The following is a 16618-nucleotide window of genomic DNA, read 5'->3' as shown; positions in this document are numbered from 1 at the left end:
CGGAAGCCGCAAGTTCCATGAACCTTTCTATTAAAACCTATCATTAACCACCCTGGATTTTACCACCTGAATCATCAGACTGTTGCTTGCATCTATTTATGGGTACATCGCCCCACGCAATAGGCCTACCGAGCGGAGATCCCTCACATAGGTGCATAGCGTGTGATGCCATGAGGTGCTGCACGGATGCACACCAACACTGTATTTGTTGTGACGCCTTGGGTACAATAGCCCTAAAATTATTGCTATTGCCCAGTGCGGCTTTAGCAAAAAGAATGCCTCTCTGCTTCACGTATGTTGGATGCGTAGGATCCCCATACTGTGCCAAACAGGTCAGTGGAGCTGCACTTTCTGGCATTTCATAAACATAGTATTCACGTGCCATATCCAACGGTGTAGCGCCTGCTTTATTTTTTATACTTAAAAATTCTAACAGATAACCGAACACACGATTCCATGCTGCCACTTGATTTTGTTGCCTTGCAGTGCCAGTTATAAGAAACGTATACGTGTCTATTAAGTAGGCTACCATTTCTGGCGCTAAGTCACATGCGTTCACCGCTTCTTGGATAAGGGTGAATTTTCCAGGACCGAACCTGCTGCAAAAAACCTCCTGATATAATGCCTCTACGTCAACACCACGGGAACGTTCCAAAAAATCAACATAATTATGCAGCTTTGCAAATAATAATTTTAGTATATCCAGGTCGCCTTTAACCACTGCCCGAGTCAATAGAGGTATTTTCATGCCTGTTATTGTTGCATTTCCACAGCCAGTTATTAAGTATATTACCTTTTCAGGAGGGTACTTTATAAGGTCGCGCTCGATGTAGCCCAGCAACCGATCCAACAGATCTATATCACCCATTTCTATTACTTGACAAAGTGTAGTCTTCTTATCATACACTTTACACAAATTAGATGTAGACCAGTCAAAGTGATCATGACACATGCCATTCGTTTTACACTGCACCTCTAGCTGACCATCTGAATGATAACATACTGCTTCTTGCAAGTCAAGATACCCGTTGTGGTTAACCAAAATAGATGTAGTATACCTACTACAAGCAGTAGTAAATAACAAACATGCTACACACATGACTATTATTAAGCGGGAAAATCTATTGTTACGCATGATATTTTATACAAAATCCCGGCGGTTATCTGAGAAGTAAGGAATTATAATAAAATATTTTTTAATATAAAAAACATCTAAGGCAGTAGATCTGTTCCGTCCACACTTACAGCATGGGGCATATCTAAAAAAGAAACTGCATTTGACTGAGATTGCTTAGGCCGCTTCGCTCCCTGCATACGTCCACTTGATGAACCATCAGAGGCCTGAACACTGTTTCGCTTACGCCTTTTAGTAGGGTCAATAAGCCCTGGATGCGCATCGCATCGCCTTTTTGTACCCTTAAGTTGCGTGGTGGTGTACGTTGAGAGGCCATATCTTTGGAACAGATCCGCCATTGATGCTTCCCATACATGCCGCGAACGTTTGTGGTTATCATGTTGGTAAGCCGACATAACCTCTTTGTATATACGCATCAAACAACTTTGATCTACCCCAACGTTTTTTATACGTATAGCTGCACCTAACATTTTTACAATTATACTAAGCATATGGCCCTTATCATAAGCTTTCGAAGCGCGCACACGGATCTGCCGCACGGCTATATCTAAAGGCGTATAGCCTTTACAATCTCTTAATAACGCACTGCTCCCAGCCTCTAGAAGCAGCTCTACCAAACATACGCTGTTCGACTCCACGGCTAGATGCAGGGGCGTCTGACCCAAATTATTGGGTATCAAAGGATGCGCACCAGCATCCAACAAAGCAGCAACAATCTGAGCATTGCTATGCCCTATAGCAACATGATCCCATCCATCATCCATATTATTTTTTAATACCTTATATCTTCGATGCTTATTGCGCAACAGCAGTATTGGCATGAGCACTACACTTTGTTTAGGCTTAATGGAAAAATTCAGCGGTGTTAACCCATCTCTACCTTTGTTATTTATATCCACCTGTAGCGATGCATTCGCGGGAAATTTTTTATCCAATAACAATTGTACCATATGTAGATCCCCATACACAATAGCTATAAAAAGCGGAGAGACCCCATTTTTATCGAACCATGTGCAGTTGGCACCTAGTGCCATGAGGTACGCGACTGCATCATAGTTGCGGTTTAGCACCGTATAATATAACAAGGTGCGGCCATCTTTATCTACGCAATTGACAATCTTGCGCACCATATCTATATCTTTTCGGTCATACATCTTTTTTGATCCGGCTCTTATGGCATCGATCATAATTGGTAACTGGGTGCCATTACCACGCTTGGCAGCAGCATACAACGCAGACTTATCCCCCAAGTCTATTTGAGACAAAGGATCCCCATACGCTGCCAAATATTGTATCATAGCTGAATTTTCTACAAAACTTAAATGATAGGTACCAAATGCGAGATCCAGTGGTGTTTCGTTGATTGCATTTTTGATATTTAAAACCTCTATTAGACTATTTGATAGAACAGAAGGCTCAACCCCTTGCTTTTTTTTAGTTTCGATATAATGCGCTATTAAGCACATTACTGTTTCTAAGTTGGATGATTCTACCGCTTGATGCAACATGGTGTATTTTCCAGCACCAAATGGTATGAAAAAAGCTTGCGCACATGCGTTTAAGTCATAATAAGATAGTGTTTCAAACAATAGATCTATTATATCTAGATCCTGTTTAAACACACTCCTAAACAACAGAGACATGCGCATCCCTTTTATTTTTTTGCTTCCACAACCAGCTATTAAATATATGACCTTATCATAAGGGTATTTTACAGGGTCACGTTTAAGGTATGTAAGCAGTGCGTTTAACTGATCTATATCATAGCTGTCTATTGTTTCACAAAAGACAGTCTTCTGGTTTGTAACCTTACACAGATCAACGTTAGACCAATCCAACTGATCTACACGGTTACCTAGATCTTTTACCCTACACGGATCATCCAGATGGCAACATCCTCCTATCCATTCACCACCAGAATGGCTTGCAGTAACAGGAAGATGTCTACTACAGGATATAGTCCATAATAATAGGCTTCCTATGTAAATAGGCGCTATGAAGCGGAACTGTTTATTATTTTTGCACATAACTTCAAGTTATAAAAAATACTACCATTAAACAAATAGGCGGGTTGAATGTATGCCCATAAGGCATATGTAGCCTTACTTCTTATCTTGATAAAATCAGTAAGCAAAAAGGTCTACAATTACCGCAATCACAGCTTGCAGCTGGAAAAACAATAGCTGCCGTTGGAGCCTTGACGGCAGCTATTTTTCTATGCATCTATCTGGCTACGCTTGTTGCGCACAACTTTTTCCTAGGGGTGCTTTTTGCAGCATAACCATAGTCCTACTATGCAAAATCAATTGATGTAAATAGTATATTGTTTGTAATGTTTTTTATGTATATTGGTCTAATTTTATTTTATCGGTTCAAGTGCAACCACAAAGCCCTAAACGGGTTGTAGCGGATTTTCATTATTAAAATATAAACGAACGAAGACAAATGCTTCTGATAGGTTTAGCGATACTTTTGCTTGCTTCTTTCTTGGGTGCCCGGTTGCAAGGTCTAAGCCTTAGTATGCTGGGTGGGCTGGGTGTATGGCTGTTTATGGTGGTTTTAAATGCAACGCCAGCAGATCCTCCTTTTCAAATCATGCTTTGTATTGCCGCAGTGGTTGCTGCAGTGGGCACCATAGAGACTGCAGGTGGCTTGAGTTATTTGGTTCAACTGGCTGAGCTATGTATCCGCAAACATCCACGTAGCATCATCTACATCAGCCCTGTGGTCACCTATGCAATTACTTTTTTGGGTGGTACCAATCACATCGCCTATTCTATTCTGCCTGTTATTGCAGAGGTATCTAAAGAAGTAGGCATTCGCCCGGAACGGCCTTTATCGCTTTCTGTTATTGCCGCTTTGCACGGTGCACTGGCCAGTCCTATTTCTTCTATAATGGTTATCTTAAGCGGGTTTTTAAGGAATGCTGGCATAGAGATGGTCACCATTTTTAAGATTGTCATTCCCTCAACACTGGGAGGATTATTAATCGCAACATTTGTAACCAGTTTATTGAATAAAAAGATGCCAGCGACTGCAACGGTTCCAGGAAAAGCTACAACAAACCAGGCTGCCACCCTACTGCCCCGTGGGGCTAGGGTAGCCAAACTTTCGATTATTTGCTTCTTACTGGGTAGTTTAGCTACGGTTTTAATAGACGCCATGCCATTTTTACGCCCTTCGTGGGAGGTAAATGGCCTAAAGGTATGCTTGCCATCTGCCTATATTATGCCACTGGTAATGTTATCCACTGCGGCATCTATTATGTTGTTATGCCGGATTGCACCACAATCCATTACCCAGGGCAAAGCATTTACGGCTGGCGTACAAGGCATGTTTGCGATTCTAGGTATTGCTTGGCTAAGCAGTACATTCGTGCAGAGCAACCAACCGGTTTTACTAGAGTTTATATCCACTTACCTTTCTGAACCTTGGCAATTTTCTATTATCTTACTCTGCATGGCTTCCATTATGGGCAGTTCTGCGGCTACTATTAAAGCGGTATTTCCACTAGGTATTGCCTTAGGAATTCCGCCTAAAATATTACTGGCTTCTGCAGCAGCTGTTAATGGGGTTTTTATTATTCCGATTTATCCAACTATGTTAGCGGCTATGCATTTAGATACTACAGGCACTACACGAATTGGTAAGTTCCTTTTTAACCATAGTTTTATGTTGCCAGGTTTGGTCTCAATAGCTGGCGCAATCGGCATCGGATTCTTATTGGTTTATATGAGCGGTTTATAGTCTATAATTATACATTACATATCAAGATGGTTACAATTGGATGGCCTATGCTGCTATTGCTGCTTATAATAGGTTTGCGCTTAGGTGGGGTTTCGCTTGGTCTATTGAGCGGCCTGGGGTTGGGGGTTTTAACTTTTTTCGTACAACCTGCTGCTCCGCCTAATGACTTAATGCTCCTACAGGCCACCTGGTTGCTACTCATGGCTACACTAGAGGCAACTGGATTTTTTTATCTACTGGAAGCCAAGCTCAGGAGTTGCCTCATGCAAACCCACGCTACTTATAGGTGGTTGATAGCGCCCTACTGCTATGGGTTGGTTTTTTTAACAGGGGATAAAAAATGGTTGGATCAATTGGTATGCGATCCAGATGGGCTGCATAACACCAAGCCCCATTTGTCGGTTGCGGCGGGCATTGCTGCACATATGGCCTTACTGGCTAGTCCTTTATCTATTTCAGGTATATTGCTCATAGTGGTAGCAGGACATAGTGGCTTAGCGATACCTAATTTGATAGGGCTAATGGTCACCATCACGGCCAGCTTAACAGTAGCCAGTAGCTTACTGGTTTACCTTATACCCGAACCATGGCTTATAAAGGTATATACATGGCATAAGGCATCTGCTCAGGATAATGTTGAGGTTGTATTTGCATCAGCAGGTAAAATGCACCTTGCCTTTTTACTGGTACTGCTGGCTGAAGTGCTATTTTTACTTATTAAACCTGAAGTCAATAGGTTCACCGGACTAAATGGAAAGATTTTTCCCGTTAGATTGCCTATATTTTTTGCCCTGGTCTTGCTTTCGATTGCAGCTATAGTCATGTTGGGGTCGAAGATAAAGCCTGCTCAGATTTTGCAAACCCATCGCTTTAAACTAGGCATTCAGCAGTTTTTTATATTCCTAGGTTTGACTTGGCTACTAGATAGTTTAATAAGCCACGACAAAACTTATTTAAACACCCTATTATCTGGTGCGGAGTATGGCTTTTATTGCATAGCAGCGCTATATATGCTTTTGATAGATATATCTATATTTATTTGGCTTTTCACTGGACTACTGGTAGCGCAAAATTGCACGCATCTAACCCTTGCCCTATGGCTTATTGGCATACATAGCCTAGCGCCTATAAGGTGTTGGCTCAGCAGGATTGCACAAACCAAAAAATAGAGGCATGGAGCAATGACCCATCTACCCAGTGTAGCCATCGTAGTATTAAACTACAATGGCCTAGCGCTACTAAAAGTCTATTTACCTACCCTATTGCTGCACAGTAAGGGCTATACCACCATAGTTGTGGATAACGCTTCTACAGATGGCTCTGTAGCCTATATACAGCACCACTTCCCAACGGTAACCTGTATTGTGCATAAGGGAAATTATGGGGTGGCTAAAGGGTATAACCTAGCCTTGCAACAGATTCAAGCTACTTATTACCTGCTGTTGAATAACGACCTCCTGGTTACTGCAGGCTGGTTAAAGGAACCATTAGCCCTTATGGAGGGAGACTCTTCTATTGCATTTTGCCAACCGAAAATACTTTCTCTCAAGCAACCAGATCAATTTGACTACGCCGGCGCAGCGGGTGGATATATAGATAGATATGGCTATCCTTTTTGTCGAGGAAGGATTTTTAATCGTATAGAACAAGACAAAGGGCAATACAATGATACAAGAGCTGTTTTTTGGGCCAGTGGAGCGTGCTTATTGGTACGTGCCACTGCTTTTCATAACCTAGGCGGCTTTGACGAGTTATTTTTTGCCCACTTTGAAGAGATTGATCTTTGTTGGCGTGCACAGCTTGCCGGTTGGAAGGTTTATTACTGCGGCAGCAGTATGGTTTACCATCTAGGAGGGGCTACATTACCCTATAGCAGCCCTAGGAAAACCTACTTAAACTTTAGAAATAGGTTATTGATGCTCTATAAGCATCGCCACAATGATCTGGTATCTATACTAATAAATCTATGTCTAGATTTTCTAGCTATCTGTTGGATGGGTGCGCTGGGCAAGTTTGCGCATAGTTGGGCGATTCTAAAAGCACAGATAGATTTTTTTAAACTTAAAAAAAAATGTGTAGCCCAACCTACTGCCTATTTGCCCAATAGTTATAAGGGGAGTATCTTGATGGATTGCTTGCTTAGAAAAAAGCAATATTTTTCTGAACTTAGATCCGATCGGTTTAGATAAGCTTTTTTAACCAATATTCGCATTGGTATACGTTCTAAAGCATTATTGATTAGTGTCTAGGCACGGCATGGATTAGTACAGGGGCGTTTTTCTTTTAACACAAAAAAACCAGTGACTGGAACAGATAGACTTATTATATTTTTAGGCGAGAAATCAACTATATAAATTTTACTACTATGCAAAAGGTAACTGTAAGTATCATTAATCATAAAGCATTAAGGATTCTAAAAGAGTTAGCATCATTGCAACTTATACAACTGGATAGCATCCATAAAAAACATAAAAAACCAACATCCAAAAGCTGGATTACACCTTTTGAAGGAATAATGCATAAGCAACCATTAGAAGAATTAGATCAACAGCTTCAAGAACTTAGAAACGGATAGGAGTAAAATATTTATGGGACACTAATACGGTCATTTACTACTTACAAAAACAATTTCCAGAGGTTGTGCGCATCTATATGCATAGATTGCTAAAATCAGGGTTGCCAACGATATCAGTGGTTACAGAGATAGAGTTATTGTGCTGGAAAACGGATAATACAGATAGGAAAAAAGTATTGAACACATTTCTCAGTAAAGTGTCCATTATTGAGTTAGAACAGCCCATAAAGTTTAAAACAGTTGCTCTCAGGAAAACAATAAGGATTAAACTACCTGATGCTATTATAGCAGCCACAGCCATAGTACACGACCTAACATTAGTTACACGTCATGTTAAAGATTTTACTAATATTCATGGATTAAACGATCATTAATCCATGGGATATAGCACATTGTACGTAGATCTTTCTTGTACATAGCCTAATTTTCAATTTATTCCCAATTCTACACCCAGAGTTATGTTTCCATTCAACAACTACACTTTTATATACTTTATAGGTATTGGTGGCATAGGCATGAGTGCTTTGGCACGGTTATGCGCTAAACAAGGCTACCAAGTGTTTGGCTACGACCGTACAGCCTCTCCTTTAGTAGCACAATTAAGCAAAGAAGGTGTGACAATCAGTTGTAAGGATACAACAGAGGCAATTCCTGAAGTTATTTGCAACCACCCCAACCAAACCCTAGTGGTTTATACACCTGCTATCCCCACTGATAACCTGATCTTAAATTATTTTAAACAGGCTGGTTACAAGATCCAATCACGCGCAGAAGTCTTAGGACATATTTCCAAGTCATTAACGACCATAGCAGTAGCAGGTACACATGGCAAAACGACTACTTCAGCTATGATTGCGCATATACTCTATCAAAGTGACCTACCCATGGTTGCCTTTGTAGGCGGTATGATGCATCTATATGATGTCAATTTATTATATAATCGTTCATTGGATGACGCCAAACTAATGGTAGCAGAAGCCGATGAATTCAATAGATCTTTTCTCCACCTTAGGCCTACCTTTAGTATTGTGACTGCCGCAGATGCAGATCATCCAGAAACCTATACAACAACCGCCTTGATGGAGGCTAGTTTTATAGAGTTTATTCAACAAAATCAGCAATATTTACTTATACACCATAACGTTTCGGATCAGCTAAAAGTGCACAAACATTACGACAAACCTTTTCTAACCTATGGATTAAGCCAAGGCGACATTGTAGCAGGTAATGTAACTACTGCCCCCGATCAAAGTGCTTTCGACTATTTAGGCACCCATACCACCCTCTCGAATTTGGTATTGCCTATAGCCGGGTGGTACAACATTGAAAATGCATTAGCCGCCATTACGATTTGTTTGGAGCTTGGTATAACAGAAACCCAAATACGCACCGCTGTGGCGACTTTCCCAGGGATAAAAAGGCGATTTTCTTTTGTTTGCGACCATCCGAAATATCTCCTTATAGATGATTATGCACACCATCCTGCAGAGCTTAGCGCCTTACTCAGCTCGGTTAAAACGCTCTATCCGAATAGCCATATAACGGCCATCTTTCAACCTCATCTTTTTTCACGTACCCAGGCTTTTTATAAAGCATTTGCTACAAGTTTAAGTCTATCAGATCAGGTTTTTATACTACCGATCTATCCAGCCAGAGAAACTCCGATACCAGGTGTTACGTCAGCGCTTATCTTTGATGCACTCAGCTGTAAACAAAAAGCTTTGGTAACAATGGATGCTTTGCCGAATGTACTGGCTGCTTGTGGGAGGATTCAAAGACATCAGGTCTTTCTTACGATTGGTGCGGGAGATATAGGCGAGGCGGTTCCGGGTATAGCTGCTACGCTGCAACAGATTTTTATTACTGTTTAAGCTAGTGGTAAAAAAGAGATTTTTAGTATCTATTCACAAAATAGCGTCAACTTAATGATTTTTTCATTGACTGTCAAATAAAAGTATCTATTCACGCCATTAGCTAATAATGAATTTTGTCCACTTTTTTATCAAGAAAAAAGTGGACAAAAAAAACCAGTGCTTTGAACAACAGATACCTATCATTACAATGGACATTTGCTTCCATTGCGTCCATTTAAAGCGTTCATGTCCGCCGATAAAAAAGTTGGCGGACAGGGACAACGACCTATACGCATGAGCCATTTCTATCTATGTGTTAGCATAGATGTCCCTTAAGTTGACACCATTGTCTGAACAGGTAGCCTGGTTGCAGGCTAGCTTTAATTGGTAGGTTGTTTCGCCGGGCATTCTTCTGTTCCATGCAATTTTTCTATAGCTTTGTGCAATTCCCCCATGAAAACAGATAAAACTCGCAATTCATCTTTTGGTTGATTGCCTGCTACCATACTTACCACCGTGCGCTTAAATACAAAATCTTGTATACACGGATCCGCCCCATGTTTTAGTAATAAGTTCATTATATCAGAATAAGGGTAAAGTATGCCTCTTAGAATATCCTTAATATTATTGTTATCGACTAGTAAAGTGAATAGGGCCGTCTGTCCAGTACTACTTTGTATATTCACACCCGCCCCCTTATTTAATAGGGATCTAACCGCCTCTATATTTTTATTTTCTACACTATACATCAATAGAGTTTGCTTGTTGACATACCCTAATCTTGCATTGATATTTAACCTCTTATCAAGCCAATACTGTATCCTTGCTTCCGAAAAACTATGTTCCTTAAGATCGTCAAGAACCCGCTTCTCTAAAACCATTGGATCCTTTACGAGTAGCACGCCATCGTCTGGTTTTACAGTAGTAGTGGATGGTTTTGCGGTAGTAGTAGTACTAGTAGACAGTTTTGCGGTAGTACTTGTAGTAGTAGTGTACGGCTTCTTAGAAGGTTTTTTAGACGGCTTCCTAGATGGTTTTTTTGTAGTAGTGGATGGTTTTTCTGTAGTTGTACGATTACCCCATCGTTCCTTTTCGCCCTTTTTTATCGCCTCAGTAACAACTTCTTCCAGATGCGTTATATTAGTTCCATTAAACATAGTACTGCTCCCATTGGTTGAAGTAAAGGGTCCAGCAGTAGTTACACCTGTATCATTATTATAAATAACAGGCATATTGGAGCTATTTCCACCATAGTTAACCGATTTCCACAGATAAGACAGACCAAGGCAGATAAGACCTGCTCCTGCAAAGGCGACCGCCGTATACTTCACCTGCTTAGCCCTTTGCGGATGTCTTTCCTTCGCTATTTTTATGTTACGCCAGCAAGAGGACAAAGGGCCTAGCTCTTGCCTGCTGGCATGGACACAAGAAGACCATATATTAAAGCTGAATAGCGCAATGAAGAGGGCTACGGTATAGTTATAGTAGGTATATTTTTCATAACATGGATATTTAATCGTAGGGTACCATCATCCCTAAACAAAATGGTTGCAACCTATATTCATCATCTATCCATATGTTCCATCTGCTTAACGCTAGATCAAGCAAAAAACCAAGGCCTAAGGCCAACCAGGCATCCTATTGCCATTTAACCTTTTTTATAAAAATTAAATATAATTCCAAATATCCGTAGTCAAATCTACCCTAGCTGAAGCCCTAGAGAACCTACCTAAAGGGTAGTAGCCACATGTTATATTTAGGGCATTACCATAGCCTAACCAACCATAAATCAACAAGGGAAAGTAACGGGGGAATAGGGCATAAGATGCACAATGATGTATAGCATGGATGACATACGAGTTACTAAGGTGAATCATTAGTTGAAAAAGTCCTTTGAAAAGACTATATTTGGCCCTTAGTACTAGGTCCGTTGCCCATATTAGGTTCCCTCTGGACCAAGGCGTAACCTAACATAAAACGGAATCGCTAAAGTTATCATACCCGATTGTATCGCTGCAAGGTATTCTACCTCTGCCACACTTAGTGCTACTGCAATACATAACTTTAAGCTAAAGCATCTATAAATATGGAATACAACACACTGCTATACCGCTTTTTTTTTGATCCACTTGCACATGGTATCGCTTGTATGGTCGTAGCCTACTTAGTGGCACCTGCTCAGTTTGTAAAAGTAGTCTACCAAGAAACCGGCGAATCTTATGCCTCTATTGTGACCAGGTGCATACGTACTAAAAATTTTAAATTATTTTTTTCCGGCGCACATATTTATGCACTTCGACAGTTTATAGCGGCTTTGGCCTTTGGAGTTTCTCAGTGGCTTTTCCTTTGTTCTACTGATTATTATGCGATAAGCAATTTTGCGTTACTGGTTATCTGGGAGTGCTTCTTAGCAGGAATGGTAGAAACAGCCGTAACCATATATAGCGAAACAAAAGAAATTGCTGCTAATAAAGGGGCTTTAATGAAACGAAAAGAAAGGATGAGTGATATTGTAACGCCGATCTTTTTAAGGAATATACTGAGTGGCTCCGCTTCTATATTGGCATATGAATTTACAAAGGATATCAGTGGGGTGTGGATTAATATGATGGTTAGTACGGTATTGGGTATCGCTGTATCTGCCTTAACGATGCCATTTGATCTAATCGCCACACAAAATTGTGGCTCAGAGGTGCCTATGACTTGGATAGGACGACTTAAACATAACATTACAGTAGAAAAGAAGTTTCTTGCCATCTTTAATGGATTAACCATGCGCATCTTGCAAATTGTTCCCTACTCTGTTGCCCATAGCCTAGTCATGCTTTTCTTGGGAAAAGCTTAAAGGGCAAGATATACCTACTCGGTTTGTACTGCGCTAAGTAACTTAAACTGTTCAAGACATGGTGTTAATGTAAGAATGACACCATGGACCAATTGTAACCCTTAAGAAATTTTTAAACTTACTTTATGAAACATGTAACAGCCTTACTAAAAAAATGGCATCCTATGCAGTGGCCTATTAAGGGACACGCACTGCAAAAATTTTTTTCTATGGCTATCTTGATGTTTCTTATCTTACTGAATCAAAATTTAATCCGTGGCATAAAAGATGGTCTAGTAGTCACCTTAATAGGGGCAGAAGTATTGAGCTTTATTAAGCTATTTGTTGAAATGCCCGCAGGAATTTTATTTGTAGTGGTCTATACGGTCTTATGTAATAGGGTAACCACAGAAAAGATTTTTAGAGGCATTATCGTCTTCTTTCTCTTTTTTTTTCTTTTATTCGGCTTTTTTTTATTCCCTTACCAGGGGCTCTTGCATCCTGATCCTTGTAAGGTGGATGCCTACATTAGGCTTTACCCCTATCTGAAATGGTTTTTTATCATGTGGGGTAAATGGACCTTAATACTCTTCTATATGTTAGGTGAACTTTGGCCTATGATTGTCTTTACCTTGTTGTATTGGCAGTTGGCTAACAAAATAACGACAACAGAAGAAGCGGGTCGCTTTTACTTCTTTTTCAACTTGATTGGACAAGCCAACCTGCTTATCTCTGGCAGTATCATGGTCTACTTTTCGCGTGCTGATCACTTTTTATTGCGTTTCATAGGTAGGTATACAGTGGCAACAGCCTCAAAAATAGCCACACTCATGATTGTTATTGCCACGCTATGCCTCTGCATGCTGCTTTTACATAAGTATATCGAACAATATATCATCTGCGGCCAAAGGATACAAGGCAGGCATACCACTAGACTACACCTGGGGTTATATAAAAGTTTTAAAATGATTGCTAGGTCTAAATACCTTTCATTAATTTGTATATTGATGATTGCTTACTCTATGGTTGTGCATTTAATAGAGGGCCTCTGGTTTTATGAAACCTGTCAGCTATACCAGCAAGATCCTACCCATTTTATTACCTACCAAGGTAGGGTATTATTCTGGACGGGCATTTGCACATTGTCTTGTGCTTGTTTTGGCCATGTAGTGATTCGGAAACTAAACTGGCTAGGGGCAGCACTGATCACACCTGTTACCACCCTTATAGTAGGTAGTGCTTTTTTCCTGCTGATTATTGCAGTGGATTACCACCTTGTATCAAAGACGATCATGGGTATATCCACTTTAACAGCTATTGTAGTGATTGGCGGCCTGCAAAATGTATTGGCAAAGGGAACGAAATATTGTTTTTTTGATGTCACTAAAGAGATGGCCTATATTCCTTTAGACCAAGAGATGAGCACAAAAGGAAAAGCAGCGGTGGATATATTAGGGGGAAAAATAGGGAAGTCTGCAGGGGCGGTTGTACAAGTCATCTGTTATACTATCTTTTCAGCTGCCGAGCCAAATCAACTGGCACCATTTTTAATGGTCCTGTTTTTTTTAATTTGCCTCACTTGGATTGCAGCAGCCCGTATGCTTGCAAAAAAATACCACCACCTAATAGGTAAGGTAGATTGCCCAACTTGCAGGTCAAGTGCAACCAACATGCAATAAGGCCATGCATCTTACGCTACACATGGCTGTGCTCGATCCAACATTACTATTATAGTCTTAGACTGGGTATGTTTAGCAATAGCTTGGGCTAAGGACCGCGCTGTGTTACCTTGGTGATCTGCTATACATGGGTCTGCTCCATGTTCTATTAAAAACGAAACCATAGGCGCATCATCTTGCTTGACTGCTATCATGAGACTCGTGGCTCCATCCTTACCTTGTGCATTCACATCCGCTCCTTTCTCTATTAAGCATTGAACAATATGTCGACTATTATACCATACGGCATGCATCAATAACGTGTATCCCAAGTTCTCGTCTGGTGCGTTTATATCTAAGCCTTTCGCAAGCCACTCTGCTATCTTTTCTATTGAAAACTCACTAATAAGATCATCCATAACCTGGTCATCTAAAGGGCGTGCAGGTACTGCGTTCCATTTTGACGTACCAATCGCATCTATAACGAATCGTTCCTTTTCCGTAGTCATGTTAACCATGCTGGACATAGTGGTTACGTCTAATATGAATTGTGAAGGGGTGGTTGCATGAGTACAATGATTGCTTCTATTGAACTGAAATGTATTGGATGAACCTACGTAATAATCAAAATAACTATGAAAAACCGGTAGCATCAAGCAACCCGTTACTATACATCCTAACAGACACCCTAGCATCATATAAGCTGTAGTGTTTGGTTTTTTAATTTTTACCTGGCTGCTATCTCCGCTGCGCTCCATGTCCAAGTCTAGTACCTGCTCTGTGCATACACTGCCCCTACAACCTACTGCTGCTCTTGTATGTACACAAGCAGACAAGGTCTGTAGGCCTAATAGCCCGATAAGCAGGATTACGCTATATTGCATATACTTTTTCATAATATTAAGATGGTTAAACCTATGGTGCTTATCACCACTTAAACAGTATTGCATCAAAATGTACATACCCTCATCAATAGGCCTATTGCGCCATCTGCTTGAGCCCTAGATAAGGAAAAAACTAGACGTATGGAACCAATACATTCTATTAAACCGATTTTGAATAGTAAGCAAAATCAAATACAATTCCAAACACCCCTGCTCAAACATCAAAATACTTACTTAAGAGTGGTCTATGTATATTGCTTAAGGTTATATCTTTCCATATAAACGGAACATCTTCACAAGTCAACGGTAATACTACTTGCTCAAAAAGATATAAGCAAATAGAAGATAATAAAAAACTATATAATTGACTATGAAAGTCAAAAAATACACATAGTGTCTATATATTAGTAAAATAGTTGACCCATTAACCTTCTTTTTATTTTTTATGCGCTAATTTTGTACCCAGTAAAAGTTTTATAAACTTATAGCTAACAAATTAGCATATCGTATTATTTTTTCCCTGATACCTGTTGAGACATCAGCCCCTATAGACCACCTATGAAGCAGTTGATTCAAGCAAAACTAAAAGGAGATCCCATCATATGGGGCATTGCATTGGTCTTGTCTAACCTGAGTATTTTAACCGTCTATAGTGCTTCTAGCTCTTTAGCCTATAGACAGATGGACCATAATACTGAATACTATTTGCTCAGACAGACACTCTTAATAGGCGCCGGGTTAGCCGCTATGTGGCTCAGTCACCGGATTGATTACCGCTACTATGCCGCTATGGCTAAGGTGGCGCTTTGGCTATCGATTCCGCTCCTACTGGTCACTTGGCAATATGGCGTAAAATTAAACGAAGCCTCCCGTTGGCTGCATATTCCTTTGATCAATAAATCCTTCCAACCCTCTGACCTGGCACAACTTTCCCTGATTATACGCATGGCCCATATGCTGGCCAAACAACAAAAAAATATTGCTTGCTTTAGAACGGCCTGCCTGCCTATGTTGGCCTGGTCTGGCTTGATTAGCGGTTTGATCGCTTTAACCAATTTCTCTAGCGCGATGCTGCTATTCGGTACTTGTTTGGTACTGATGTTCATCGGTAGAGTCCCTATTAAATACCTACTCATGATCATATGCTCGGGTAGCCTAGTGGCAGGAGGCGCACTGCTCTGGGGACAACGTGGAGGCACAGCTGCCAAACGCATAGCAAGCTTTCTTAAGGGGGATGTATCCTTTCAAGCTGAACAATCTTACATTGCTATTGCAACAGGTGGACTCGCTGGTAAAGGACCTGGTAATAGCACCCAGCGCAACTTCTTACCCCACCCTTACTCCGACTTTATCTATGCCATCTTAATCGAAGAGTATGGCCTTATAGGTGGTATATGCGTTATGGTACTCTATTTGCTGTTGCTATATAGGGCAATTGCCCTGCTGCCTACAGCAACGCATTACTATGGAGGGCTTTTGGCTACAGGTATCAGCCTGTTATTGGTATTGCAAGCTTTACTGAATATGGCCATTGCAGTAGGCCTTGGCCCTGTAACAGGCCTGCCTTTACCATTTGTGAGCATGGGAGGCACTTCACTTGTATTTACAGGTATTGCACTAGGCATATTATTAAGCATCAGTCAAGGGGAAATTGATAAAGAACTCTTAACTTTAAAAAAAGACGTGGCAGGCATGCGCTATAATAAGTACAAAAAAAATCCTAAATCTTAAGTATCCCTTGCGGGCTGGGTTGTTGCGCTAGGGCAGCTGTTTGCCTTTTCATCTGCTCAAGCTACTTGCGCACCACCTCTTTCTCCAAATCACGGTTGCTGCTTGTTTTGGGAGGGCATTGCCATAAGGATGCATCGATAGATGTTTTAAAGCTATTTTTTTTGTATATTGCTAGGATTATAATCTTACCGGTGTAAACTGGAATCATTCT

At 40.6% G+C, this 16618-nt stretch carries 13 protein-coding genes; 9 read left to right on the top strand and 4 right to left on the bottom strand.

What is annotated here, in order from left to right:
- Positions 1-43: 43 nt before the first annotated feature.
- Together CE557_RS02665 and CE557_RS02660 are read right to left on the bottom strand one after the other, a co-directional pair.
- Positions 44-1135 (bottom strand): hypothetical protein, encoded by a 1092-nt coding sequence (locus CE557_RS02665; protein WP_162789964.1) that lies wholly within the window; start codon positions 1133-1135, stop codon positions 44-46.
- Positions 1136-1212: 77 nt separating this feature from the next.
- A complete protein-coding gene (locus CE557_RS02660; protein WP_114910067.1) occupies positions 1213-3162 on the bottom strand; it encodes an ankyrin repeat domain-containing protein in 1950 nt (649 codons plus the stop codon).
- Between the two features lie 418 nt (positions 3163-3580).
- On the opposite strand from CE557_RS02660, the gene CE557_RS02655 reads away from it, so the two are divergent.
- The 6 genes from CE557_RS02655 to murC all read left to right on the top strand — a co-directional run bounded on the left by CE557_RS02655 (position 3581) and on the right by murC (position 9328).
- Entirely contained in the window at positions 3581-4882 is a 1302-nt protein-coding gene (locus CE557_RS02655; RefSeq protein ID WP_114910066.1) for an anaerobic C4-dicarboxylate transporter family protein, read from the top strand.
- Positions 4883-4908: 26 nt separating this feature from the next.
- On the top strand, positions 4909-6051 hold the full coding sequence (locus CE557_RS02650; protein ID WP_114910065.1) for an anaerobic C4-dicarboxylate transporter family protein: 1143 nt from the start codon (positions 4909-4911) through the stop codon (positions 6049-6051).
- Between the two features lie 12 nt (positions 6052-6063).
- Positions 6064-7071 (top strand): glycosyltransferase family 2 protein, encoded by a 1008-nt coding sequence (locus tag CE557_RS02645; RefSeq protein WP_114910064.1) that lies wholly within the window; start codon positions 6064-6066, stop codon positions 7069-7071.
- A gap of 176 nt (positions 7072-7247) precedes the next feature.
- On the top strand, positions 7248-7457 hold the full coding sequence (locus CE557_RS02640) for a hypothetical protein (RefSeq protein WP_114910063.1): 210 nt from the start codon (positions 7248-7250) through the stop codon (positions 7455-7457).
- Entirely contained in the window at positions 7454-7831 is a 378-nt protein-coding gene (locus tag CE557_RS05285) for a type II toxin-antitoxin system VapC family toxin (RefSeq protein ID WP_114910062.1), read from the top strand. The genes CE557_RS02640 and CE557_RS05285 overlap by 4 nt, the downstream gene beginning before the upstream one ends.
- Positions 7832-7915: 84 nt before the next feature.
- Entirely contained in the window at positions 7916-9328 is a 1413-nt protein-coding gene (gene murC, locus CE557_RS02630) for a UDP-N-acetylmuramate--L-alanine ligase (protein WP_114910061.1), read from the top strand.
- A gap of 362 nt (positions 9329-9690) precedes the next feature.
- Here the strand turns inward: murC and CE557_RS02625 are convergent, their stop codons facing one another.
- Complete coding sequence (locus tag CE557_RS02625; protein ID WP_114910060.1) at positions 9691-10641, bottom strand: ankyrin repeat domain-containing protein; 951 nt, start codon at positions 10639-10641, stop codon at positions 9691-9693.
- A gap of 755 nt (positions 10642-11396) precedes the next feature.
- Here CE557_RS02625 and CE557_RS02615 point away from each other — a divergent pair.
- The gene (locus CE557_RS02615) at positions 11397-12155 is read left to right on the top strand and encodes a hypothetical protein (protein ID WP_114910058.1); all 759 of its coding nucleotides are present in this window, start codon (positions 11397-11399) and stop codon (positions 12153-12155) included.
- A gap of 125 nt (positions 12156-12280) precedes the next feature.
- Entirely contained in the window at positions 12281-13813 is a 1533-nt protein-coding gene (locus CE557_RS02610) for an Npt1/Npt2 family nucleotide transporter (protein ID WP_114910057.1), read from the top strand.
- Between the two features lie 11 nt (positions 13814-13824).
- On the opposite strand, the gene CE557_RS02605 is transcribed toward CE557_RS02610, so the two are convergent.
- Positions 13825-14688, bottom strand: coding sequence for an ankyrin repeat domain-containing protein (locus CE557_RS02605; RefSeq protein ID WP_162789963.1), 864 nt, complete (start codon positions 14686-14688; stop codon positions 13825-13827).
- A gap of 546 nt (positions 14689-15234) precedes the next feature.
- Between CE557_RS02605 and CE557_RS02600 the strand changes: the two genes are divergently transcribed.
- Positions 15235-16407 carry an FtsW/RodA/SpoVE family cell cycle protein gene (locus tag CE557_RS02600; RefSeq protein WP_114910055.1) on the top strand — a complete coding sequence of 391 codons (1173 nt, stop codon included), beginning with the start codon at positions 15235-15237 and terminating at the stop codon, positions 16405-16407.
- Positions 16408-16618 lie beyond the last annotated feature (211 nt).

This window comes from Cardinium endosymbiont of Sogatella furcifera (genome assembly GCF_003351905.1).
Taxonomy (GTDB): Bacteria; Bacteroidota; Bacteroidia; order Cytophagales; family Amoebophilaceae; genus Cardinium.
The sequence above is the reverse complement of the archived record's forward strand: the minus strand, read 5'-3'. Positions and strand labels throughout refer to the sequence as shown.

Excerpts from the sequence above, each read along its gene's own strand:
- CE557_RS02665 (WP_162789964.1), bottom strand. The coding sequence starts at position 1,135 with ATGCGTAACAATAGATTTTCCCGCTTAATAATAGTCATGTGTGTAGCA.
- CE557_RS02660 (WP_114910067.1), bottom strand. The coding sequence starts at position 3,162 with ATGTGCAAAAATAATAAACAGTTCCGCTTCATAGCGCCTATTTACATA.
- CE557_RS02655 (WP_114910066.1), top strand. The coding sequence starts at position 3,581 with ATGCTTCTGATAGGTTTAGCGATACTTTTGCTTGCTTCTTTCTTGGGT.
- CE557_RS02650 (WP_114910065.1), top strand. The coding sequence starts at position 4,909 with ATGGTTACAATTGGATGGCCTATGCTGCTATTGCTGCTTATAATAGGT.
- CE557_RS02645 (WP_114910064.1), top strand. The coding sequence starts at position 6,064 with ATGACCCATCTACCCAGTGTAGCCATCGTAGTATTAAACTACAATGGC.
- CE557_RS02640 (WP_114910063.1), top strand. The coding sequence starts at position 7,248 with ATGCAAAAGGTAACTGTAAGTATCATTAATCATAAAGCATTAAGGATT.
- murC (WP_114910061.1), top strand. The coding sequence starts at position 7,916 with ATGTTTCCATTCAACAACTACACTTTTATATACTTTATAGGTATTGGT.
- CE557_RS02615 (WP_114910058.1), top strand. The coding sequence starts at position 11,397 with ATGGAATACAACACACTGCTATACCGCTTTTTTTTTGATCCACTTGCA.
- CE557_RS02610 (WP_114910057.1), top strand. The coding sequence starts at position 12,281 with ATGAAACATGTAACAGCCTTACTAAAAAAATGGCATCCTATGCAGTGG.
- CE557_RS02605 (WP_162789963.1), bottom strand. The coding sequence starts at position 14,688 with ATGAAAAAGTATATGCAATATAGCGTAATCCTGCTTATCGGGCTATTA.
- CE557_RS02600 (WP_114910055.1), top strand. The coding sequence starts at position 15,235 with ATGAAGCAGTTGATTCAAGCAAAACTAAAAGGAGATCCCATCATATGG.